This window comes from Methylobacterium sp. 001424705 (assembly GCF_059816145.1).
Window position 1 is genome coordinate 43209 of sequence record NZ_JCBANU010000025.1, and the last position, 20905, is coordinate 64113.

Here is a 20905-nt window from a genome sequence, read left to right on the forward strand (position 1 = left end):
TCTCCATGCTCGCCTCCCTGCGTCCCGCTCTCGCCCTCTTCGTCGTACTGACGGCGATCACCGGCCTCGCCTATCCCCTGGCCATGACCGGCCTCGCCGCGGCGATCTTCCCCGCCAAGGCCGCCGGCAGCCTGATCCGTCGCGACGGCACGATTATCGGCTCCAGCCTGATCGGCCAATCCTTCACCAGCCCGCGCTACTTCCACGGGCGCCCCTCGGCGACGGTGGCCCCCGATCCGGCCGATGCAGCCAAGACCGTGCCGTCGCCCTACAACGCCTCCAACTCGGCCGGCTCCAACCTTGGACCGACCAGCGCCGCCCTGGCCGAGCGCGTGAAGGGCGACCTCGACGCCCTGAGGGCCGAGAACCCCGGCGTGACGGTGCCGGTGGATCTCGTCACCGCCAGCGGTTCCGGGCTCGATCCCGACCTGTCCCCCGAGGCTGCCCTGTTCCAGGTGGCACGCGTGGCCCGTGCGCGAGGCGTCAGCGAGGACCGGGTGCGCGACCTCGTCGCCGCGCAGGTCGAAGGCCGGACCTTCGGGGTCCTCGGCGAGCCGCGCGTGAATGTCCTGGCGCTGAACCTCGCTTTGGACGCGCGCCTTCGGCAATAATCCGCGCCGGAGGACACGTGGGATGAGGGACTTTCCATGAGTGAGGATGTCCGCGAGCGCCAGCGTCCCTCGCCGGAGGCCTTGCTCGACCGCGCGCGCCGGGACGAGACGGGACGGGGCCGCCTCAAGGTCTTCCTCGGCGCAGCTCCCGGGGTCGGCAAAACCTACGAGATGCTCACGATCGGCCGGGCTCGCCTCAAGGCCGGGACCGACGTGGTGATCGGCGTCGTGGAGACCCACGGCCGCAGCGAGACCGAGGTCCTGATCGAGGGCTTCGAGGTCGTTCCGCGCCGGCGGGTCCCCTACCATGACAGCGTCATCGAGGAGATGGACCTCGACGCCCTGCTGGCGCGGCGGCCGGCCCTGGCGCTAGTCGACGAACTCGCCCACACCAATGCGCCGGGCTCGCGCCATCCCAAGCGCTACCAGGATGTCGAGGAATTGCTCGCCGCCGGCATCGACGTGCACACGACCCTCAACATTCAGCACGTCGAGAGTCTGAACGATGTCGTCGCGCAGATCACGCGCATCCGGGTGCGCGAGACGGTGCCGGACGGCATCCTCGACCGGGCCGACGACATCGAGGTGGTCGACCTCAATCCCGACGACCTGATCGAGCGCCTGAAGGCCGGCAAGGTCTACGTGCCCGCCAATGCGGAGCGTGCCCTACGCCACTACTTTTCCCGCGGCAACCTGACCGCTCTGCGCGAACTCGCCCTGCGGCGGACCGCCGATCGGGTCGACGACGAACTCCTCAGCCACATGCAGGCTCATGCCATCGCGGGACCCTGGAGTGCCGGGGAGCGGGTCATGGTCTGCGTGAGCGAGGATCCGCGCTCAGCCGGCCTCGTCCGTTACACTAAGCGTCTGGCCGATCGCTTGCACGCGCCGTGGACTGCCGTCACGGTGGAGGGCGCGCGGAGCCTCGGCCTCAGCGAAGCGGACCGCGATCGGGTCGCCGACGCCCTGCGCCTCGCCGATCGGCTGGGCGGCGACGCCGTGACCCTGCCGGGGAGCCGGCGCGTCGCCGACGACCTCCTGGCCTATGCCCGGGGCGCCAACGTCAATCACATCGTCGTCGGCAAGGCGACGCGGTCCTGGCTGTTCGAACTCTTCAACGGCTCGGTGGTCCACGATCTCGTGCGCCGCAGCGGCGCCATCAGCATCCACGTCGTGCCCGGTGAGACGCTGCCGGCGCCCGTCTCCCCCAAGAGGGTGGCGACGGCTCCGGTCCGACCCGCCCTTGACGGCGCCGGCTACGGTTTCGCCGCCCTGGCTATCCTCGCCGGCCTCGGCCTTGCCCTCGGGCTGCAGCCCTACCTCGGGGTCGAGAACGCGGACCTGTTCCTGTTGACTGCGGTAGTGGCGGTCGCGGCGCGCTTCGGCCTGGGGCCGGCGCTGTCCGCCGTGGTCGCCGCGTCGCTGGCCTACAACTTCTTCTTCCTGCCGCCGGTCTACACGCTGACCATCGCCGACCCGACCAACGTGGCCGCGTTCCTGCTGTTCACCCTGGTTGCCGTGCTGGTCTCGAACCTCGCCGCCCGGGCTCGGGCGGTGGCGGTGGTCAGCCAGCGCCGGGCGCGGGCGACGGAGCGTCTCTACGGCTTCAGCCGCAAGCTTTCCGCCTGCGGAACCCTCGACGACGTTCTCTGGGCGACCTCCGCGCAGATCGCCGCGATGCTGCACGTACGGGTCGTGCTGCTGCTGCCCGAGGGCGACACGGTGACGGTCCGGGCCGGGTATCCCCCCGAGGACCGCCTCGACGCCGCGGATCTGGCCGCGGCGCAGTGGGCTTTCGCAAACGATCGGCCGGCGGGACGCGGTGCCGATACGCTTCCGGGGGCCCGTCGTATTTTCATACCGACGCGAACAGGTCGCGGCCCCATCGGGGTGATCGGCCTCGACGCGGACGGCAGCGGACCGATCCTGACGCCCGAGGATCGACGGCTGTTCGATGCCCTCGCCGACATGGGCGCCCTCGCCATCGAACGGGTCCGTCTTGTGGAGGATCTGGCGCGGGCCGAACGCGATGCCGAGACCGACCGGTTGCGCCAGGCCCTGCTGACTTCGATCTCCCATGACCTGCGGACACCCCTGTCCTCGGTTCTCGGGGCCGCCACGACCCTGCGCGACCTCGACGCCGATCTCGGCCGGGACGCGAAGGGCGACCTTCTGGCGACGATCATCGCCGAATCCGAGCGGCTGAACCGGTTCATCGTCAATCTCCTCGACATGACCCGGCTCGAGGCCGGCGCGGTCGCGGCGAACCTGACCGCACAGGACGTGGCGGAGATCGTCGACACCGCCCTGCGCCGCCTGGGCGCGATCCTGGCCGAGCACCGGGTCGTCCTTGACCTCGCACCGGATCTCCCGGCCCTTCGCCTCGACCCGGTCCTGTTCGAACAGGTCTTGGTCAACCTCCTCGACAACGCTGCGAAGTACGCCCCGGACGGCTCGACCGTCACGGTGACGGCGCAGATCGTCTCCGGCCCGTCCGGCGGGCCGTCCCAGGTCCGCCTTCAGGTCATCGACGCGGGCGACGGCCTGCCGGAGGCGGAGCGGGAGCGGGTGTTCGACAAGTTCTATCGCGCTCGGAAGGGCGACAGCGTGCGGGCCGGGACCGGACTCGGCCTCGCCATCGCCCGTGGCTTCGTGGAGGCGATGGGCGGGACGCTCACGGCGGGCAACCGGCAAGACCGCAGCGGCGCCGTCTTCACCCTCCTCTTCCCGGTGCCCGCCACGAGCGCCACCGCCTCGGACCTCGCCGCATGAGCCCCGCCGTTCTCGTGGTCGATGACGAGCCGCCCATCCGCAAACTCCTGCGAATGGGGCTGGCAACGCAGGGCTACACGATCCTCGAGGCGCCGAACGCGCGCGTCGCTCTTGAGATCCTGGCCCGCGAGACGATCGACCTGATCATTCTGGACCTCGGCCTGCCGGATATGCGCGGGCATGATCTTCTTCGTCGCATCCGCGAGGATCATCGCGACCTCCCGGTGGTGGTTCTGTCGAGCCGCGACGACGAGCCGGGCAAGGTCGAGGCCCTCGACCTCGGCGCGGACGACTACGTCACCAAGCCCTTCGGCATGGGTGAACTCCTGGCACGCCTGCGGGCGGCCCTGCGTCATCAGCTGGCGGTACAGGGCGAGCGCGCCCTGTTCGAGATCGACGGCCTCAGCGTGGACCTCGTGCGCCGCATCGTCCGCGTCCGCGGCGCGGAGGTGAAGCTGACGCCGCGGGAATACGATTTCCTGCGGGTTTTAGTACAGCATGCCGGAAAGGCCCTGACCCACGCCCAGCTGATGAACGCGGTCTCGACCTCGTCCGACCCGCAATATCTCCGGGTCTACATGCGCCAACTCCGTCAGAAGCTCGAGGCCGATCCCGAGCGCCCTCGGATCCTCCTCACCGAGACCGGCGTCGGCTACCGCCTGCGCGCGCCCGACGATGGGGGCGGACCAATCCGATGACCGTCGACGATCTCTTGCCCGCGGACCGCGTCATCTGCGGTCTGCGAACGGCCGGGAAGGCGGCGCTCCTCGACGACCTGGCGCGCCGGGCGGCGCTCGCCCTCGGGCGCGAGGCGGCGCCGATCCGCGCGGCCCTGGCGGCGCGCGAGAGCCTCGGCTCCACCGGGATCGGCGACGGCATCGCCCTGCCGCATGCGCGCCTCGACGGCCTGGACCGACCCTTCGGGCTCCTGGCCCGCCTGCGCGATCCCCTCGACTTCGAGGCCATTGATGGGTGTCCCGTGGACCTCGTCGCGCTCCTGCTCCTGCCGGCGGACCCCCGGGACGTCTCGGTGACTGCGCTGGCCTGCATCGCCCGGCGGCTGCGCGATCCGGACGTCGCGGTGGCCCTGCGCACCGCCCGTGACGTGCCGGGATTGCATGCTGCCCTGCGCCGGAATGGGCTCGGGGCCGGCGGTTGAGAGCCAGTCCGAACGCCGTTCGCTCCCTCAGATCCGAAGGTCGACGCGCTCCGCCGCGATCATGACGGCATTCGGTCGATGCGCCGTCGCCTCCACCGCGTAGTGCAGCGCGGCCTGGCAGGTGCGGAACAGGCCGCCGGCCCGGCCATGGACTTCGATGGCCACCCAGCACCCCCGCCCGTCTTGGCCGATGACGAAGCGTGGCGTGTCGGGGCCCGAGATCGGGCTGACGGGCGTGACCGGACGGGGACGGGGCATGGATGGCTCGTGGGTTCGCACGATCCCGGTGTCGGATCGCAGGAGGAATTTGCGTCGCGGCGCGTGAGGGTTCGAGCGGCAACGAGGCGTCGTTTCATAAGGGTCGCATCAGGATCCCCTGGCCCCCTCGCAGCCGCGCCGGCCCCGGATGGCCGATGTGGTTTGCGGGGCTGGCCGGCTCGCGCACGATGCGGCGACGGGACAGCACCTCGGATGTGCAGCTGGTCCCGAGACGATAGGACCCCTTCGCCTGAAGCGCCTCATGCTCCCGAACCGTCCTAAGGGGATCCGGTCTCTGAGTCGGGGGCTCGCCATGCTGCGATCGGCCTCGCTCGCCTGCGACGGGGGCAAGCCTGACCGGCCCGGTCTCGGGCGGCTTCTGTTGCCGTGGCTTTCTGCGGCGGAGGGGCCGATCCTCGGGATCTCCCGGGTCGACGCCGACTCCTGTTGGGCCGGGTCTACCTTCTCGACGACCATCTGAGATTGCGGCGCGGACCTTGACCCCGGCGTACCGGCGCGGGAAGGCAGCCCCACGGACCGGAATGAAGGAATGCCGCGATGGCCACGCCCCGCGACCTGAAGGTGCAGATGGCGGGCGAGACCCGCGCCCGCGAACGGGCTCAGGCCCTGGCCGCGACCCAGGCGGCGCGCGCTCAGCGTGCCGAGACCGCGGCGCGCGCCACCGAGGCCGAGCGCGATGCGTGGAAGGCGCGGGCGCTGGCCGCGGAGGCGGAACTGGAGCGGCTGCAGCGAGGCTGAGCGTGGCCACATCTCCGCGTCGATGCGGGTCAGCGGTTTGCGAACGTGGCGCTCCTCGATGCTGGCATGTCGCGGCGGCGGCACCCACAGATGTCGCAGGTTGCGCCGGAACATGAGCCGCGATGGAGATCTTCTCGTAACGACGGCGAACGCCTTCGCTACCGATCAGGAGACGAGAAACGTGGCTATTGAGACGCGCGAAATCTATGTCACGGCTCTGAAGAACACGCATGCACTCGAGATGCAGGCGCTTCAGATCATGGAGCGGCAGGTCGAGCGCTTGCAGCGCTACCCCGAGATGGAGGCGGCCCTGCGCCGTCATATCGAGGAGACGCACGGTCAGCGGACCCGCCTGGAGGAAGCCCTGCACAGCCTTTCCGAAAGTCCCTCGAGCCTCAAGGAGGGTGTGCTCGGCTTCGTCGGAAACATGATGGCGCTCGGGCATATGCCCGCCCAGGACGAGATCCTGAAGAACGCTTTCGCGAACCATGCCTTCGAGAACTTCGAGATCGCGGCCTACGAGTCGCTCCTCGCCATTGCGGAGGCCGCCGGAGAGCAGACGGCGCTCACGGGATTCCAGCAATCCCTGCGGGAAGAAGAGGCGATGGCGCGTAAGGTTCGCGACCTCGTGCGTCCGACCACCGTGCGCTACATCGAACTGACCCTGGCCGGGGACAAGGCGGACCGCTGATCTCGCAAATTACCCGGCCCAGTCGGTTGCCCTGCACGTTCGCTCGTCTGTGCGTGCAGGGTGCGTTCACGTGACAGACGCCGCGTCTTCCTGACGACGAATTGCTCGCTCAAGGGCCTTCCGTGAGGCCTTGAGGGTCACGAGACGAGATCCCCGCGATCAGCGGATCGTCATGCGGTAACCAGATACCTCGTGCTCGAAAGGCTTGAAAGATCGCACCTTTCGGCGTTTCACTGGCGTGGAAGAGAGCCTGTCCGTCTTGACGAAACGCAGTTGGGGGCCTAATGCAGCCGCCAACGCCGTCGCGTCCCGCACGCGACGGCGCATCGTTTTGTCCAGACACCATACGGAACGCCACGGGATGAAGACCTTTTCTCTGAAGCCCGCCGACGTCGACAAGAAGTGGATCATCGTCGATGCAGAGGGCTTGGTCGTCGGCCGGCTCGCCTCCATCGTCGCCATGCGCCTGCGCGGCAAGCATAAGCCTGCGTACACGCCCCACGTCGATTGCGGCGACAACGTCATCGTCATCAACGCCGAGAAGGTGAAGTTCACCGGCCGCAAGCGCGAGCAGAAGGTGTACTACCACCACACCGGCTACCCGGGCGGCATCAAGGAGCGCACGGCCAAGTTCATCCTCGACGGTCGCTTCCCCGAGCGCGTCGTGGAGAAGGCCGTCGAGCGCATGCTCCCGCGCGGCCCGCTCTTCCGTCAGATCATGGGCAACCTCCGGGTCTACAAGGGCTCCGAGCATCCCCACACCGCCCAGCAGCCGCAGGCGCTCGACGTCGGCAGCCTCAACCGCAAGAACGTGAGCGCTTGATCATGGCGACCCTTCAGTCCCTTTCCGACCTGAACCGCGCGAACGTCGAGTCGCCGGAGAACGCCGCCCCGGTCCACGTTCAGAAGCTCGACGCCCAGGGCCGCGCCTACGCCACGGGCAAGCGCAAGGACGCGGTCGCCCGCGTCTGGATCAAGCCGGGCACCGGCAAGGTCGTCGTCAACGGTCGCGCCGTCGAGACCTACTTCGCCCGTCCGGTGCTGCGCATGATCCTGCGCCAGCCCCTGCAGATCGCGAACCGCGTCGACCAGTACGACATCACCGTTTCGGTGCATGGCGGCGGTCTGTCGGGCCAGGCCGGCGCCGTGCGCCACGGCCTCTCTAAGGCGCTGACGTACTACGAGCCGGAGCTGCGTTCGCCGCTGAAGCGTGAGGGCTTCCTCACCCGCGACAGCCGCGTGGTCGAGCGCAAGAAGTACGGCCGCAAGAAGGCCCGCCGCAGCTTCCAGTTCTCGAAGCGCTAAGCGCTTCCTTTGAGATATGTCTGGTCAGGGCGGCTTCGGCCGCCCTTTCCTTTTTGAGCCTCCGAAAGACGAGTCCCCATGGCCAAGCCCTTCCGACGCGTGACCGAGCCTGACGCCTCCTCAGTGACCCTCTGTCTCGCACAGGCGGACGGCGCGACGACGGGGGAAGTGAAGCTCGCCGACGGCCGCCTCTTCAGCACCACCGGCGCGCTTCCGATCGCCCAAGCCTTCGGCATCGCCGTCCATGTCGCGAACGAGAGCGATCGTGAGATCGTTGTGATCGACCCGCAGAACGTGTGGCAACCGTCCTGGGGAACGCTGGTCGTCTGATGGATCAGGCGTGAAGGGCGCGCTCGAGTTCGCTCTTCGACATCTTCGAGCGTCCCGGAATGTCCTTTTCCCGTGCCGCCTTCATGAGGTCCGCCTTGGTCTTACCGGATTGGGATTTACGCGCTGCGGCGGTCTTCTTCGCGACGTCGGCGGGCTGCTTCGAGAACTGCTTCCCCTTGGCCGAATCGGCACGCTTCTTCTTCGACGACCGGTCGTATTCGGACTTGGACACCGAATCGCGCGCCTTCTTGGGCAGGTAGCGCTCCCCCGTCTCGCCGCTTTTCTTGCCGGACTTGGTGTCCCACTCTTCCTCGGTCCACTGCTTCAAGTGGTTGTCGTCCGACTTCTTACCCTTGTAGCCGCCGCCGGCATCCTTGTAGGCCTTGGTCGCAGCCTGCGCCTTGCGTGCCGACCATTGTCCGGGTTTTCCGCCCTTGTCGGATGCCGTGACCTCGTTCTTCACCTTCTCCCAGAGCTTGGGATCACTCTTCTCCGCGCTGGCCGACATTCGCTGTTCCTCGATTGATGGTTCCTTTGGCCCATAACAGGCCAGTCGACGGCGCCGTTCCAGGCAAGGGGAAACGATACACAGGCTTGATCGCCCGTCATCCGCCCTTCTTCGAGTGTCGCGAAGACATTGACTTGACGAAGCGTCCCGGCCACGTGGCGCATACGGGTCGATGCAGGATGCGTCTTCGTCGACTCGACGAAAAGGATATCAGGTGTCCATGAGCGAGAACGGTGTCGGGCGGAAGCCCACGGTCTTCATCGACGGCGAGGCAGGGACCACCGGTCTCGGAATTCGCGAGCGCCTCGAGCGCGACGGCCGCATCGCCCTGAAGAGCATTCCGCACGAAAGCCGCAAGGACGTCGCGGTGAAGCGCGACCTTCTGCAGGCGGTCGATCTCGTTGTGCTGTGCCTCCCCGATGCCGCCGCAAAGGAGACCGTTGCCCTGGCCGACACGTTGCCGGGCGGCGGGCCCCGCATTCTCGACGCCAGCACGGCCCATCGGGTCGATCCGGCCTGGGTCTATGGCTTCGCCGAACTCGAGCCCCTCCAGGCGCAGGCGATCCGGGAAGCCCGCCGCGTGGCCAATCCCGGCTGCTACCCGACCGGCGCGATCGCTCTGCTCCGCCCCCTGGTGGAAGCCGGTCTGATCCCCGCGAATTTCCCGATCAGCATCAACGCGGTCAGCGGCTACAGTGGTGGCGGCAAGGCGATGATCGAGACCTACGAGGCGGGACAGGGGGAGCCCTTCCTGCTGTACGGCCTGGGTCTCGGCCACAAGCATCTGCCCGAGACCCAGGCTTATTCCGGTTTGACGCGGCGGCCGATCTTCATCCCGTCGGTGGGGAACTTTCGGCAGGGCATGCTGGTGAGCGTGCCGCTGCACCTCGATACCCTGCCGGGCTCACCGAATGTCACGGATCTGGAGACCGCCCTTCGTGCCTATTACGCGGGGCAGGATCTCGTCCGGGTGATCCCCGCCGACCAAGATGAGCGGATCGAGCCGGAAGCCCTGAACGACACCGACCGGCTCGAATTGCGGGTCTTCGGCAAAGACGCGTATGGACAAGCCGTCCTCGTTGCTCGCCTCGACAATCTCGGTAAGGGGGCATCGGGGGCAGCCGTACAGAACATCACCCTGATGCTTGGGCTCGACTGAACGCCTCGGAGCGCACCCCTGCCCCGTTCGCTGGGGGCGCTCTCTCGGGTAGGGATGGTACACGTCGAGAAGGTCGTACCCGACACGGGATGCGTGTGCCGCGTCGACACCGGATTCGCGTGCCGAACGCCGTAGCTGTGCTGCGCGGGCCGACGCTGTACCAAAGCCTCGATCGACAACACTTTACCCTGATCACAGACAGGTTCTCATCCACGCGAGATCGCTGCGGCGTTCGTGAAGAAGAACTATGGGCAAACCAGAAAATGGCGACCCACCTTCCTCACCGACGATCTCTGGTCAGATGCCGGCACGGCCTTCCCCAAGCATTTCTGGCTGATGCTGTACGAACTCTCCTCCATTCATTGCGAACACCGTAAAAGTGTTCTATCGAACGCAACGTTATGTCCGATGGTCGGTCCGAATCTTGTGGGAGACCGTCGGAACAGCAGTCGATGCTCTCGATGAGGCGCGGATTTCCGTCTGTCCGCGTAGGGTGAAACCGCCGTTTGCGCACGCGTCAACAATGCCGAGCGTTCTTTGAGGGACGGATTCGGTCTAAGCCCGATCCTGTTGCGCTGACGGAATGGTTTGTTCCAGCATCGTCTCTCGGATCATGCGTAAATTTCCGCTCCTGCTCGATCCGTGATGGTCTTGTTGGGCAACTGGAACGCGACTGCTTCAAAGTGTGCAGGCGATACGCGAAAAATTGATAAATGATCCACACGGACAGGATGAAAAATCGCTCATTCTGTGATGTAACATCTTGCTTGCAAAAAGATCTGAGCCTACGCTCCAAGACAACATCGGCTCTTATATAGATTGGCTACGAGACATGACCGAAACAGACAACGACGCAGCTCGACTCATCACCCTGGCCGCCGACATCGTCTCGGCCTACGTCAGCAATAATCATGTACAGAGCGCGGAGCTTCCTAAGCTGCTCAGTGATGTGCATGAGGCGATCCGTGGCGTAACCGCCAGTGGCACGCCGGCAGCCGAGGCGGGTCCGCCGAAGGCGACTCCCCAGGAGATCCGCCGCTCGATCACGGCGGACTATCTGATCAGCTTCGAGGACGGAAAGCAGTACAAGACGCTGCGTCGCCACCTCACCCTGCGTGGCCTGACGCCTGAGCAGTATCGGGCCAAGTGGGGCCTCGCGCCCGACTATCCGATGACCTCGGCAAGTTACTCGGAGCAGCGTTCCGAGTTGGCCCGAGCCCTCGGCCTCGGTCAACAGCGCCGGAAGGGTGTAGCCAAGAGCGCGCCGGAGGAGACCGTGTCCGCTCCGCCGCCCGAGGAGGAGGCCGCCGAGGCTCCGCAGGCCGAAAAGAAGCGTCGCGGCCCGCGCAAGAAAGTCGACGCCTGAGTTTGGAACAGGTCTGCACGCGCCAAGGTGCGTGCAGACCGATTTCGACATGGTCTGCACCGGCGATGGGGCGCTGATCGGGTGTCCGCCCGGTCCGCGCCGCTCGTGTTGTTATCCGGTCCGCTTGCTTGCGTGACGTGCCGATGTCTTGAGCCAGCGCTCGCCTCGCAACCCGTCCCATCCGGAGTGCTGGAGGAGTATGTTTGCGGGCTTGCACCCTTCGCTCCACATCGGTCGAGCGCGTGCGCGTCAGCGAGACGCTTGTGTCGTGCGATCCTGTAACCGCTGCAGCTCCGGTGCGGCGTTTGCCATGAGGCCCCCGCCCTGCACCGGTCAGCGCGTCCGTAGCCCTCCGATCGAGCCGCTGTAGAGCGCCCTCGCCGGCGCCTTCGAGCGTCGGCTCTCCCGAGGAGGAGCGGGGCGCAGGACGTGTCATGGGCTCGGCAGAAGCGCCGTGACTGCCCGGCTGGAGGTCGGCGTGGCCGGTTGAACCTCGCAGGCCGCGGGTCATCGGTTGGTCCCCCCAGCGGACCTCCAGATCCGGTGCTTGCGGGACGCCCTCGCCCTCCATTTCGCGTGGTGCGTGAGGGGGACGACTCGCCATTCCTGCGTCGTCCTATGATCCCGAACGCGCGCATGCCCGTCGCTCCCGCGAGCGGCGAGGTTCTCGAAGGTGCCCTGGAAACCGCATTCGGCGCGGCCTCCCGGCCCCCGTGGGCGTCAACGCGATCCGCCAAGGGCGCGCTGCCGTCGATCGTGCGCAGCCATCCCCCGAACCCGCTGGGCCCTCAGGACAGGGGCGTCGCCAGAACCTTGTCGATGCGGCGGCCGTCCATGTCGACGACCTCGAAGCGCCAGCCATGCGACTCGAAGTGGTCGCCGGTGCCCGGGATCCGGCCGAGGCGGAAGATCACGAAGCCGGCGAGCGTGGTGAAGTCGTCGGAATCCGGATGCTCGGCGAAGGCGAGGCGGTCGAAGGCCTGCGAGGCCGGCATCATGCCGTCGATGAGGAGCGAGCCGTCCTCGCGCTCGACCACGTTCGGCTCGTCGCCGACTTCGGGGATGTTTCCGGCGATCGCCTCCAGGAGATCGGTCTGCGTGACGATTCCTTCCAGGCTGCCGTACTCGTCGACCACCACCGCCATCCGCACGGGCTTGGCCTGGAAGGTCTCCAGCACGGCGAGGATCGACATGCTCTCGTGCACGACGATCGGGGGCTGGGTCACGGCCAGGACGTTGACGGGCTTGCCGTCGAGCAGCTGGTTGAGCAGGTCCTGCTTGCGCACGACGCCGACGATCTCGTCGACTTCGCTGCGGCTCACCACCAATTGGGCGTGGTCGCAGGCGCGCACGGAGGTCAGGATGGCCTCCGGCTCCTCGTCGGCATCGACCCATTCGACCTCGTGGCGCGGGGTCATGATATCGCGCACGCGGCGCTCGCCGATGGAGAAGATGCGCTGCACCGCCTCCTGCTGCGCCTCGCGGATCAGGCCGGCCTCCTGGCTCGCCTGGACCAGGAGGTTCAGTTCGGCGGTGGAGTGCAGCGAGCCCTCGCCGTGGCCCGTCTGCAGGCCGAACATCCGGACGACGCCGTTGCCGAGGCCGTTCAGGAAGAGGATCGCCGGGCGGAAGACGAAGAGGAAGACGCCCAGGGGCCGCACCACCGCGAGGGCCGTGCGCTCGCTGCGCTGGAGCGCCAGGCTCTTCGGGGCGAGCTCGCCCAGCACGATGTGCATCGCCGTGATGAGGACGAAGGAGATGACCACCGCGATGGTGTGGGCGGCCGTGGTCCCGACCGGATCTGGCAGGAAATGCAGTGCCGGAACAATGAGATGCGCCAGGGCCGGTTCGCCGACCCAGCCGAGGGCCAGGGAGGAGATCGTGATGCCGAGCTGGGTCGCGGCCAGGTAGGCGTCGAGCTGATCGGTGGCGCGCTGGAGCGATCGGGCGTTGGTCCGTCGCTCGGAAACCAGTTCGGCGACCCGGCTCTTGCGGACGGAGACGAGGGCGAATTCGGCCGCCACGAAGAATCCGTTGGCGAGCACGAGGGCAAAGACGGCGAGGAGGCCCAGGCCGGTCACCCATACATCGTCGGAAATCGTCGTCTCCCCTGGTCAGCGCCGGATCTCTACCAGCTACGCGCGAACCGGGCCACAGCGAACCCGCGGGGCGAAGCGGTCCGGCGGTCCACCGGTTGGAAAACGCCTGCGTATACCGCGCGGGTCGTGTCGAGGTCGCGGCATTTCGGGCTCGGCGCCGACCCCGTCGCGCGTCGCCTCAGGCCCCCGGCGGAATCGCGTAGGTGCCGGTGGCGTGGCAGACCAGGGGGGCGCCGTCCGGGCCGGTGATGTGGACTTCGCCGACGGCGAGGCGGCGGCCGAGCTTGAGCAGGCGGGCGGTGCCGAGGAGCCCGGTGGGGCCGGGCTTGCGCAAAAAATTGAAGCTGAGGCTGGTGGTGACGGCGAGCGCCACCGGGCCGAGGCTGGCCAGGATCGCCGCGTAGAGGGCGTAGTCGGCCAGCGCCATCATGGACGGGCCGGAGACCGTGCCGCCGGGGCGCAGGTGACGGTCGTGGTGGTCCATCCGCATCCGGGCGAGGCCGGGGCCGACCTCCACGAGGTGGTAGGTCCGGCCCCCTGCCTCCATCTGCGGGAAGGCCGATTCGAGGAAGGCCACGGTCTCTTCCAGGGACAGGGCCTGGGGCAGGGGCTCGGACATGGACGGACACTCCGATTCATCGGGCCACGACCGACCCGAAGACGCGGGTTCCCCGCGCAATGACTGGACAACGCTTCGCGAGTCTTGGGCGAGACCCCGCGAAGCCTTGCAGCACGCCCCCGCTTGCCCGACAAGATCGGGGATGCCCCAGTCCCACGATGCCTACGACCCCGCCCTGATCCGCCGGGTCCTCGCCGAGACCCGGACCATCGCCCTGGTCGGCGCCTCGGCCAACCCGGCCCGGCCGAGCCACCACGTGATGGCCTTCCTGCTGGACCGCGGCTACCGCGTGATCCCGGTCAATCCCGGGCTTACGGGACAGGTGCTCCAGGGCCAGCCCGTGATCGCCCGCCTCGCCGACCTGCCCGAGCCCGTCGACATGGTCGAGATCTTTCGCAGTTCCGACGCCGCCGGCGGCGTGGTGGACGAGGCCCTCGCCCTCCCCCAGCCGCCGCGCTTCATCTGGATGCAGATCGGCGTGCGGGATGATGCCGCCGCCGCACGGGCTGAGGCGGCGGGGTGTGTTGTGGTGATGGATCGGTGCCCGAAGATTGAGTTATAAAACCGCTCGACTTCGTTTTATCTCTGGCTAAATATGGGCTGATCCGCACATATTGATTGGATATATTTACATCATTTATCTGCAAGAAGTTGATAGGAGTTAGATATGGCAATCGATCTGATGATTACGACAGGAAGAATATCAGACGATCCTACAGGAAGGCTATTTGTTGAGTATTTGAGATCTAATTCAAGTCGTCTAAATTTAGACAAGGCTGTTTTATATTACGATTTTCCAACTTACTCTGATTACGAAACCGTTACGCACAAGCCGGATGCGCTGCTCCTATCCCCGCTTCATGGCGTTTTTGCAATTCGATTCCTCGATCAATCCCATGAGAGCAGGACATCAAGATTTGTTCCGGATGTAGACGAATCGCTAACGCAGTTTTGTAGCACTTTGATTGGACGGTTTTTAAAGAGTAAAATACTGAGGAAGGGTTTATCGCAGGTTGTATTTCCTGTCACGCCAATAATATTTGTTTCCAACGGAAACCAATCGATATCGAGCGCAGAAGTGGAATCGACTATAGTCACTTCACTGGAAGGTTTTGACCGCCTCCTTGAGGGCAGTTCTGTTAATCGCGATACGCCTGATATTTTGCCTGAAGCTCGTTCTGTGATTGAGGGTGCAAAGGCACTAAACAGACCTAAGCCACGTATGATTGAAAATCCGGCGGTTCAGATTCCAGCTCTCGCGTTGTCAAAGTTAGAAGCTGAAATCGCGAATTTCGATGAACATCAGCGTAGAGCGGCGCTAATAAACGTCTCGGGACCTCAAAGAATTCGTGGCTTGGCAGGATCGGGCAAAACGGTGATCCTAGCTATGAAAGCTGCTCATCTTCATTTGACTAATCCAAACGATCTAATATTGGTGACATTCTATACAAAATCCCTCCGAGCTTCTCTTCAAGTTTTAATAACAAAATTCTTCAGAAACTTCAAAGAGGAAGATCCGGATTGGAGTAAAATACAAATACGACATGGCTGGGGAGGCGTTTCATCTTCGGGAACTTACGCTGATGCATGTCGCCGGCATGCAATTACACCTATGAATTTTGGCGCAGCTCAACAAGCAGCGGCAGCAGCAATGGCTACTTCCGGGCGGCGCAGAGAGCGAATCGATCCCTTTGATTACGCTTGCAGGGATTTACTTAAAAGGACTTCGGTTGAATCTTATTATGACCACATATTGATAGACGAAGGACAAGACTTTCCGACTGGATTTTATGAACTATGTTTTTCGCTAGTCAAAGGCCAGCGTGATGCCAAAAATCTCGTTTGGGCATATGACGAATTGCAAAACATACTCGATATTAAAATTAGAAGTCCGGAAGATCTATTTGGCAAAGACACAGATGGAAGACCAAGGGTCTCGCTCGCAAGAGCAGCAAGGTTACTGCCAAGTGGCGTTGAGAATGACATCGTTTTAAGCAAGTGCTATCGAAATCAACGTGAGGTACTTACGATTGCCCACGCGCTCGGTTTTGGGATATATGGAACGATTGTTCAACTACTTGAGAGTCGAGACCATTGGGAAGATGTCGGATACCGTGTAATTTCGGCTGGAGAATTTGAGGTCGGCCAGAATATCCTCATTGAAAGGCCAATTGAAAATAGCCCAGTTGAAATTAGTCAAATTGGCGCACCACCGCTCATTGAATCATTTATCGCTGCGGATGTAAAACAAGAATGCGAATGGATAGTTTTGCAAGTTAAAAGATTTATTGATGGTGGCCTTCAGCCTGAAGATATCATCGTTATCGTACTTGATGATAGGTCTTCTAAAACTTATTTCAAATATGTATCGTCCTTTTTGGCTATGGCTGGAATATCCAGTAATAACATTACTGCCGACCCTTACAATGAGCCTCCATTCTCCATTCCTGGTCGTGTTACCCTCTCGACCGTATATCGCGCCAAAGGAAATGAAGCAGCCGTTGTGATTGCTTCAGGAGTCGACGCCGTCGCCCTACAGTCGAGACTTGGAAGAAATAAACTATTCACGGCATTTACCCGTACAAAGGCTTGGCTTCGCATCTCTGGGATGGGGTCTTTGGCCGGCTCAGTCGTGAACGAACTCAAGAAAGCTCAAGAGCACTTTCCTCTACTCGACTTTGAAATGCCAGACCTTGATAGAATAGAAACCATTCAACGGGATCTGAATCAAAGAACTCTGAAAGTACGAAGGCTTCATGACGAGTACGTAAAAAAACTTCGCGAAGAAGGTGTCGATGAAACGGAGGTGACATATTTACTGAACCTAGGGGATAAAGATGCAGAAGCGTGATTTACAAACGAGCATTTATAATTCATGGGAATTAATCGAGCAGCTAGGTCTGGCGGAAACATTTGCTACGCCAGTTCCACTTGAGGTTAATTTGCAATTTCGAGACTCTGCTCTAGATCCATCTTTGAAATATCGAGATCTGTACGAAATAGGATTAAATCTGTCTTATTACAACTTTTTGCTTTCAGACTACTCCTATTTTCAATTCAGTATATCCGAAGCTGATTGTGTAAGATATGCGTATTATCCAAACCCATATTTATCAGGGGATGTTGAAGCTTTATCCAGACTTAAGGGATGGAGAGAATTGTCTTACGCTGGAATGATAGCGCATGAGGACATGATGGCCTTACTGAAGGGCACCGAAGTTCCCGGAGCGATCCCGCTTATCCGCTATGAAAATGCTCCTTCACAGCATAGAGGCCTTAAACACCCGTGCTCACACTTCCATCTAGGGCATCATTCTGAAAATAGGTGGCCGCTTAGGCGAGTTCTGACTGGAAAAGCATTCACATTATTAATTTCGAAGATGTATTACCCTCAGAGGTGGTCTTTATTCGACGACGATGATATCGACTGCAAAAATAGTCTTGATCGGATTTTGATTGCCGAAAAAGCAAATTGCCGAATTATTTCTGATGATCTTTTCACAGCAATTGAGGCAAGTAGCTTTCATTTTTACTGAAAAATTGGAACTCGCTCAAAATTCCATGTCTAGCTATCGATTCCAGTTGATCGCGTCTCCGCCATCAGCGCCACAGCCCCAAAGCTAATCCCAGCCGCAACCGCCAGATACAATCCCACCCAACCCACACCACCCCACTCGCTCAGCCGCTGCGCCAGGTAAGGCGCAGCGGACGCCCCCAGGATTCCCGCGAGGTTGTAGGTCACGCTCGCCCCGGTGTAGCGCACGCGGGTCGGGAAGAGCTCGGGCAGCAGCGCGCCCATGGGGCCGAACAGCCAGCCCATGGCGAAGAGGCCGAGGCAGAGGAAGCCGAGGACGAGGCCGCCCTGGCCGCTGCCCAGCATCGGGCCCATCAGCAGGCCGAGGCTCGCCGTGAAGACGAGGCCGGAGAGGAGGACGGGGCGGCGGCCGTACCGGTCGGCGGCCCAGCCCGAGAGGGGGATGCCGAGGCCCATGAACAGCACGGCCACGCACTCGAAGAGCAGGAAGGTGGGCCGGGTGAAGCCGAGCGTCGAGACGCCGTAGCTGAGGGCGAAGACGGTGGAGAGGTAGAACACCGCGTAGCAGGCCACCATCGCGAAGGTGCCGAGCAGGGTCGCCCGAATGTACTTCGTGAAGATCACCGCCAGCGGCACCTTTTCCGGAGCGGCCTTTTCCAGGGCGGCCTTGAAGACCGGGGTTTCGGTGAGCTTAAGGCGGACATAGAGCCCGACGCCCACGAGGGCGGCGCTCGCCAGGAACGGGATGCGCCAGCCCCAGGCCTGGAAGTCGGCGGGGCTGAGCGCCAAAGCGAGGCCGAGGAAGCCGAGATTGGCGGTGATGAAGCCCACCGGCGCCCCAAGCTGCGGGAAGATGCCGTAGAGGGCGCGCCGGCCCGGGGGCGCGTTCTCCACCGCCAGCAGGGCCGCCCCGCCCCATTCGCCGCCGAACCCGACGCCCTGGCCGAAGCGCAGGACGCAGAGGGCGAGCGGCGCCCACCAGCCGGCGGTGGCATAGGAGGGCAGGCAGCCGATCAGCACCGTCGACAGGCCCATGATCATCAGGGAGGCCACCAGGGTGGCTTTCCGCCCGACCCGGTCGCCGAAATGGCCGAAGAACGCGGCGCCCAGGGGCCGGGCGACGAAGGCGATGGAGAAGGTGGCGAAGGCCGCCAGGGTCTGCACCGCCGGATCGCCGGGCGGGAAGAAGATCGGCCCGATCACCAGGGCGGCGGCGGTGGCATAGACGTAGAAGTCGTAGAACTCGATCGCGGTGCCGACGAAGCTGGCGATGAGGATGCGCGCCGCCGGGACGGCCTCGGCGGGTGTCGTCGGGCGGGTCGCGGCGGGGCGGAGGGCTGTCTGGCTCATGGCCGGGGCCTTAGCGCAGGCGCGACCGGCAGGATAGCGCTGGTTCGGGGTCGGGCGGAGCGTTGGCGCGCATCGCCTTCTCCCCTCTACGGGAGAAGGTGGCCCGCGAAGCGGGTCGGATGAGGGGTGCGCCCTAGTCGGAGAGGGTGCCCCCCTCTGCCGCCTGCTCCGTAGGCACCCTCCCCCGCGGAGGGGGGAGGGTCATCGCGTGCCTTGACCCCCTTCCCCGTCCGGCATAAAGAACCAGCGTTCGTTTCAGCGGATGACGCCCCCTTCCGTCGGTCGCGGCCGAGGCGTAGAGGGTGGGCGTGTGCGGGCCGGCGGGCCCGGGAGGTTTTTGCGATGACCGATCGTCTGCCCGGCTTCAACACGCGGGCCATCCATGCCGGCGCCCTGCCCGACCCGACCACGGGAGCCCGCGCCACGCCGATCTACCAGACCGCCTCGTTCGTCTTCGACGATGCCGAGCACGCCGCCTCGCTGTTCGGGCTCGAGGCCTTCGGCAACATCTACTCGCGCATCACCAACCCCACCAACGCGGTGCTGGAGGAGCGCGTCGCGGCCCTGGAGGGCGGCACCGCCGCCGTGGCGGTGGCCTCGGGCCACGCCGCCGAGTTCCTGGTGATGCACGCGCTGATGCAGCCCGGCGACGAGTTCATCGCGGCCGACCGGCTCTACGGCGGCTCGATCAACCAGTTCAACCACTCCTACAAGAACTTCGGCTGGAACGTGGTCTGGGCCGAGACCGACGACCCGTCCTCCTTCGAGCGCGCGATCACGCCGCGCACCAAGGCGATCTTCTGCGAGTCCATCGCCAATCCGGGCGGGGTCATCACCGACATCGCGGCGCTCTCGGAGATCGCCAAGCGCCACAACATCCCGCTCATCGTCGACAACACGATGGCGAGCCCCTACCTGATCCGCCCCTTCGAGCACGGGGCCGACATCGTCGTGCACTCGGCGACGAAGTTCCTGGGCGGCCACGGCAATTCCATCGGCGGCCTCGTGGTCGACGGCGGCACCTTCCCGTGGGTGGGCGACGCGCGCTTCCCCATGCTGTCGGCCCCGCGCCCGGAATATGCCGGCAAGGTGCTGGCCGAGACCTTCGGCAACTTCGCCTTCGCCATCGCGGTGCGGGTGCTGGGCCTGCGCGACCTCGGGCCGGCGCTCTCGCCCTTCAACGCCTTCCTGCTCCTCTCGGGCATCGAGACCCTTCCCCTGCGCATGCAGCGCCATTGCGACAACGCGCTCGCCGTGGCGACCTTCCTGCAGGGCCACCCGGCGGTGTCCTGGGTCAGCTATCCGGGCCTGGAGACCGACCGCTACCACGCGCTCGCCCGGCGCTACACGCCGCACGGGGCCGGGGCGGTCTTCACCCTCGGCCTGAAGGGCGGCTACGAGGCCGGCGTCAAGCTCGTCTCCGGCCTGACCCTGTTCTCCCATCTGGCCAATATCGGCGACACCCGCTCGCTCATCATCCACCCCGCCTCCACCACCCACCGCCAGCTCACCGACCCGCAGCGGATCGCCGCCGGGGCGGGGCCGGAGGTGGTGCGGCTCTCGGTCGGCCTCGAGGATCCACAGGATCTGATCGCCGACCTCGACGCCGCGCTGAACGCCTGAGCGGAGCGGTGTTAACGGTCTCTTTACCATGTTGGGCCGAGGCTCGCGGCGCGATCACCGGAGGTGGCGATGTCGGCCTTGGCTTCGATGGACTGGGCATTCGTGGAACAGATCAGCGACGCGGCGGCGTTCCTGGCCATCCTGGCGACCCTCGTGGGGCTGGCGATCGCCTTCGCCCCGGAGTTGCCCGGGCGCCGCGTCACCGCTCCGGTGAAACGGATGCGCGACACCGGCCGTTGTTGACGACACCCTTGGCGGGGCCTAGGCCCCCGTCTCACCCCTGTCGCGAGATCGTCCGGCCGCCGATGACGCAGAACCCGCCAGAGAGGCAAGCCTCGACAGAGACGCAAGATCCGACGGATCTGCCTGTCGTTCTCCTCGTCGAAGACGACGGGCTGCTTCTCATGGAAGCCGCCGACACGCTCGCGGATGCCGGCTTCGAGGTTCTGGAGGCGAGCCACGCCGACAACGCCCTCTCGGTGCTGGAGAGCCGCGGCGACGTCGACGTGCTGATGACCGACGTGGACATGCCGCGCGGCTCCATGGACGGTTTCGCCCTGGCCCGCCTGGTGGCGCATCGCTGGCCCTCCATCCCGGTCCTCGTCGTCTCCGGCATGGGCACCCCCGGCCCGCACGACATGCCCGACGGGGCGCGCTTCATCCCGAAGCCCTACGAGCCCTCGACCCTGGTCCGGACCCTGCGCGCCTTCACCCACCGCGCCGCCTGACCGCTCACCGCGACCTCTTCACAGACGGGAGGC

The 20905-nt window shown here is 64.6% G+C and carries 21 protein-coding genes and 1 pseudogene; 17 read left to right on the plus strand and 5 right to left on the minus strand.

The window, feature by feature from the left end:
- The first annotated feature begins 5 nt into the window (after window positions 1-5).
- From AC6EUL_RS18050 to AC6EUL_RS18065, 4 genes are read left to right on the plus strand one after another with little or no spacing between them, the layout of a single operon-like run.
- Window positions 6-611, plus strand: a complete 606-nt coding sequence (locus tag AC6EUL_RS18050) for a K(+)-transporting ATPase subunit C (RefSeq protein ID WP_499871738.1) — start codon at window positions 6-8, stop codon at window positions 609-611.
- Between the two features lie 36 nt (window positions 612-647).
- On the plus strand, window positions 648-3383 hold the full coding sequence (locus AC6EUL_RS18055) for a DUF4118 domain-containing protein (RefSeq protein ID WP_499871740.1): 2736 nt from the start codon (window positions 648-650) through the stop codon (window positions 3381-3383).
- Complete coding sequence (locus AC6EUL_RS18060; RefSeq protein ID WP_499871742.1) at window positions 3380-4081, plus strand: response regulator; 702 nt, start codon at window positions 3380-3382, stop codon at window positions 4079-4081. The genes AC6EUL_RS18055 and AC6EUL_RS18060 overlap by 4 nt, the downstream gene beginning before the upstream one ends.
- Window positions 4078-4542 carry a PTS sugar transporter subunit IIA gene (locus tag AC6EUL_RS18065; protein WP_056492747.1) on the plus strand — a complete coding sequence of 155 codons (465 nt, stop codon included), beginning with the start codon at window positions 4078-4080 and terminating at the stop codon, window positions 4540-4542. Before AC6EUL_RS18060 ends, AC6EUL_RS18065 begins: the two co-directional genes overlap by 4 nt.
- A gap of 27 nt (window positions 4543-4569) precedes the next feature.
- Here the strand turns inward: AC6EUL_RS18065 and AC6EUL_RS18070 are convergent, their stop codons facing one another.
- A complete protein-coding gene (locus tag AC6EUL_RS18070; protein WP_499871745.1) occupies window positions 4570-4800 on the minus strand; it encodes a hypothetical protein in 231 nt (76 codons plus the stop codon).
- Between the two features lie 558 nt (window positions 4801-5358).
- On the opposite strand from AC6EUL_RS18070, the gene AC6EUL_RS18075 reads away from it, so the two are divergent.
- The 5 genes from AC6EUL_RS18075 to AC6EUL_RS18095 all read left to right on the plus strand — a co-directional run bounded on the left by AC6EUL_RS18075 (window position 5359) and on the right by AC6EUL_RS18095 (window position 7885).
- The gene (locus tag AC6EUL_RS18075; protein WP_056222462.1) at window positions 5359-5559 is read left to right on the plus strand and encodes a hypothetical protein; all 201 of its coding nucleotides are present in this window, start codon (window positions 5359-5361) and stop codon (window positions 5557-5559) included.
- A 181-nt stretch (window positions 5560-5740) separates the two neighbouring features.
- Window positions 5741-6250 (plus strand): ferritin-like domain-containing protein, encoded by a 510-nt coding sequence (locus AC6EUL_RS18080; protein WP_499871791.1) that lies wholly within the window; start codon window positions 5741-5743, stop codon window positions 6248-6250.
- 361 nt (window positions 6251-6611) lie between these two features.
- Window positions 6612-7073 (plus strand): 50S ribosomal protein L13, encoded by a 462-nt coding sequence (gene rplM, locus AC6EUL_RS18085; RefSeq protein WP_056184577.1) that lies wholly within the window; start codon window positions 6612-6614, stop codon window positions 7071-7073.
- A gap of 2 nt (window positions 7074-7075) precedes the next feature.
- Complete coding sequence (rpsI, locus tag AC6EUL_RS18090) at window positions 7076-7555, plus strand: 30S ribosomal protein S9 (RefSeq protein ID WP_056222465.1); 480 nt, start codon at window positions 7076-7078, stop codon at window positions 7553-7555.
- A gap of 78 nt (window positions 7556-7633) precedes the next feature.
- Window positions 7634-7885: a hypothetical protein gene (locus tag AC6EUL_RS18095; protein WP_499871748.1), complete on the plus strand. Its 252-nt coding sequence runs from the start codon at window positions 7634-7636 to the stop codon at window positions 7883-7885.
- A gap of 4 nt (window positions 7886-7889) precedes the next feature.
- Here the strand turns inward: AC6EUL_RS18095 and AC6EUL_RS18100 are convergent, their stop codons facing one another.
- On the minus strand, window positions 7890-8393 hold the full coding sequence (locus AC6EUL_RS18100) for a hypothetical protein (RefSeq protein WP_056274408.1): 504 nt from the start codon (window positions 8391-8393) through the stop codon (window positions 7890-7892).
- A 220-nt stretch (window positions 8394-8613) separates the two neighbouring features.
- Between AC6EUL_RS18100 and argC the strand changes: the two genes are divergently transcribed.
- The gene (argC, locus tag AC6EUL_RS18105; protein ID WP_499871751.1) at window positions 8614-9552 is read left to right on the plus strand and encodes an N-acetyl-gamma-glutamyl-phosphate reductase; all 939 of its coding nucleotides are present in this window, start codon (window positions 8614-8616) and stop codon (window positions 9550-9552) included.
- 832 nt (window positions 9553-10384) lie between these two features.
- Window positions 10385-10918, plus strand: coding sequence for a Ros/MucR family transcriptional regulator (locus tag AC6EUL_RS18110; protein WP_499871753.1), 534 nt, complete (start codon window positions 10385-10387; stop codon window positions 10916-10918).
- Between the two features lie 788 nt (window positions 10919-11706).
- On the opposite strand, the gene AC6EUL_RS18115 is transcribed toward AC6EUL_RS18110, so the two are convergent.
- Both AC6EUL_RS18115 and AC6EUL_RS18120 read right to left on the minus strand, forming a co-directional pair.
- Window positions 11707-12999, minus strand: a complete 1293-nt coding sequence (locus tag AC6EUL_RS18115; protein ID WP_499871755.1) for a hemolysin family protein — start codon at window positions 12997-12999, stop codon at window positions 11707-11709.
- A gap of 196 nt (window positions 13000-13195) precedes the next feature.
- The gene (locus AC6EUL_RS18120) at window positions 13196-13636 is read right to left on the minus strand and encodes a PaaI family thioesterase (RefSeq protein ID WP_499871757.1); all 441 of its coding nucleotides are present in this window, start codon (window positions 13634-13636) and stop codon (window positions 13196-13198) included.
- Between the two features lie 142 nt (window positions 13637-13778).
- Here AC6EUL_RS18120 and AC6EUL_RS18125 point away from each other — a divergent pair.
- The 3 genes and pseudogenes from AC6EUL_RS18125 to AC6EUL_RS18135 all read left to right on the plus strand — a co-directional run.
- Window positions 13779-14192 (plus strand): annotated as a pseudogene (locus AC6EUL_RS18125) (CoA-binding protein); the annotation flags it as partial.
- Window positions 14193-14303: 111 nt separating this feature from the next.
- Window positions 14304-16487, plus strand: coding sequence for a DEAD/DEAH box helicase (locus tag AC6EUL_RS18130; RefSeq protein WP_499871759.1), 2184 nt, complete (start codon window positions 14304-14306; stop codon window positions 16485-16487).
- Window positions 16474-17172 carry a DUF2290 domain-containing protein gene (locus tag AC6EUL_RS18135; RefSeq protein ID WP_499871761.1) on the plus strand — a complete coding sequence of 233 codons (699 nt, stop codon included), beginning with the start codon at window positions 16474-16476 and terminating at the stop codon, window positions 17170-17172. Before AC6EUL_RS18130 ends, AC6EUL_RS18135 begins: the two co-directional genes overlap by 14 nt.
- Window positions 17173-17201: 29 nt before the next feature.
- Here the strand turns inward: AC6EUL_RS18135 and AC6EUL_RS18140 are convergent, their stop codons facing one another.
- A complete protein-coding gene (locus AC6EUL_RS18140) occupies window positions 17202-18521 on the minus strand; it encodes an MFS transporter (RefSeq protein ID WP_499871763.1) in 1320 nt (439 codons plus the stop codon).
- Between the two features lie 342 nt (window positions 18522-18863).
- Here AC6EUL_RS18140 and AC6EUL_RS18145 point away from each other — a divergent pair, with 342 nt between their 5' ends.
- The 3 genes from AC6EUL_RS18145 to AC6EUL_RS18155 all read left to right on the plus strand — a co-directional run bounded on the left by AC6EUL_RS18145 (window position 18864) and on the right by AC6EUL_RS18155 (window position 20872).
- Window positions 18864-20144, plus strand: coding sequence for an O-acetylhomoserine aminocarboxypropyltransferase (locus tag AC6EUL_RS18145; protein ID WP_056274390.1), 1281 nt, complete (start codon window positions 18864-18866; stop codon window positions 20142-20144).
- Between the two features lie 69 nt (window positions 20145-20213).
- Entirely contained in the window at window positions 20214-20387 is a 174-nt protein-coding gene (locus AC6EUL_RS18150; protein WP_156389653.1) for a hypothetical protein, read from the plus strand.
- 62 nt (window positions 20388-20449) lie between these two features.
- A complete protein-coding gene (locus tag AC6EUL_RS18155; protein WP_056222496.1) occupies window positions 20450-20872 on the plus strand; it encodes a response regulator in 423 nt (140 codons plus the stop codon).
- Window positions 20873-20905 lie beyond the last annotated feature (33 nt).

Excerpts from the sequence above, each read along its gene's own strand:
- AC6EUL_RS18050 (WP_499871738.1), top strand. The coding sequence starts at position 6 with ATGCTCGCCTCCCTGCGTCCCGCTCTCGCCCTCTTCGTCGTACTGACG.
- AC6EUL_RS18055 (WP_499871740.1), top strand. The coding sequence starts at position 648 with ATGAGTGAGGATGTCCGCGAGCGCCAGCGTCCCTCGCCGGAGGCCTTG.
- AC6EUL_RS18060 (WP_499871742.1), top strand. The coding sequence starts at position 3,380 with ATGAGCCCCGCCGTTCTCGTGGTCGATGACGAGCCGCCCATCCGCAAA.
- AC6EUL_RS18065 (WP_056492747.1), top strand. The coding sequence starts at position 4,078 with ATGACCGTCGACGATCTCTTGCCCGCGGACCGCGTCATCTGCGGTCTG.
- AC6EUL_RS18070 (WP_499871745.1), bottom strand. The coding sequence starts at position 4,800 with ATGCCCCGTCCCCGTCCGGTCACGCCCGTCAGCCCGATCTCGGGCCCC.
- AC6EUL_RS18075 (WP_056222462.1), top strand. The coding sequence starts at position 5,359 with ATGGCCACGCCCCGCGACCTGAAGGTGCAGATGGCGGGCGAGACCCGC.
- rplM (WP_056184577.1), top strand. The coding sequence starts at position 6,612 with ATGAAGACCTTTTCTCTGAAGCCCGCCGACGTCGACAAGAAGTGGATC.
- rpsI (WP_056222465.1), top strand. The coding sequence starts at position 7,076 with ATGGCGACCCTTCAGTCCCTTTCCGACCTGAACCGCGCGAACGTCGAG.
- AC6EUL_RS18095 (WP_499871748.1), top strand. The coding sequence starts at position 7,634 with ATGGCCAAGCCCTTCCGACGCGTGACCGAGCCTGACGCCTCCTCAGTG.
- AC6EUL_RS18100 (WP_056274408.1), bottom strand. The coding sequence starts at position 8,393 with ATGTCGGCCAGCGCGGAGAAGAGTGATCCCAAGCTCTGGGAGAAGGTG.
- argC (WP_499871751.1), top strand. The coding sequence starts at position 8,614 with ATGAGCGAGAACGGTGTCGGGCGGAAGCCCACGGTCTTCATCGACGGC.
- AC6EUL_RS18110 (WP_499871753.1), top strand. The coding sequence starts at position 10,385 with ATGACCGAAACAGACAACGACGCAGCTCGACTCATCACCCTGGCCGCC.
- AC6EUL_RS18120 (WP_499871757.1), bottom strand. The coding sequence starts at position 13,636 with ATGTCCGAGCCCCTGCCCCAGGCCCTGTCCCTGGAAGAGACCGTGGCC.
- AC6EUL_RS18130 (WP_499871759.1), top strand. The coding sequence starts at position 14,304 with ATGGCAATCGATCTGATGATTACGACAGGAAGAATATCAGACGATCCT.
- AC6EUL_RS18135 (WP_499871761.1), top strand. The coding sequence starts at position 16,474 with ATGCAGAAGCGTGATTTACAAACGAGCATTTATAATTCATGGGAATTA.
- AC6EUL_RS18140 (WP_499871763.1), bottom strand. The coding sequence starts at position 18,521 with ATGAGCCAGACAGCCCTCCGCCCCGCCGCGACCCGCCCGACGACACCC.
- AC6EUL_RS18145 (WP_056274390.1), top strand. The coding sequence starts at position 18,864 with ATGACCGATCGTCTGCCCGGCTTCAACACGCGGGCCATCCATGCCGGC.
- AC6EUL_RS18150 (WP_156389653.1), top strand. The coding sequence starts at position 20,214 with ATGTCGGCCTTGGCTTCGATGGACTGGGCATTCGTGGAACAGATCAGC.
- AC6EUL_RS18155 (WP_056222496.1), top strand. The coding sequence starts at position 20,450 with ATGACGCAGAACCCGCCAGAGAGGCAAGCCTCGACAGAGACGCAAGAT.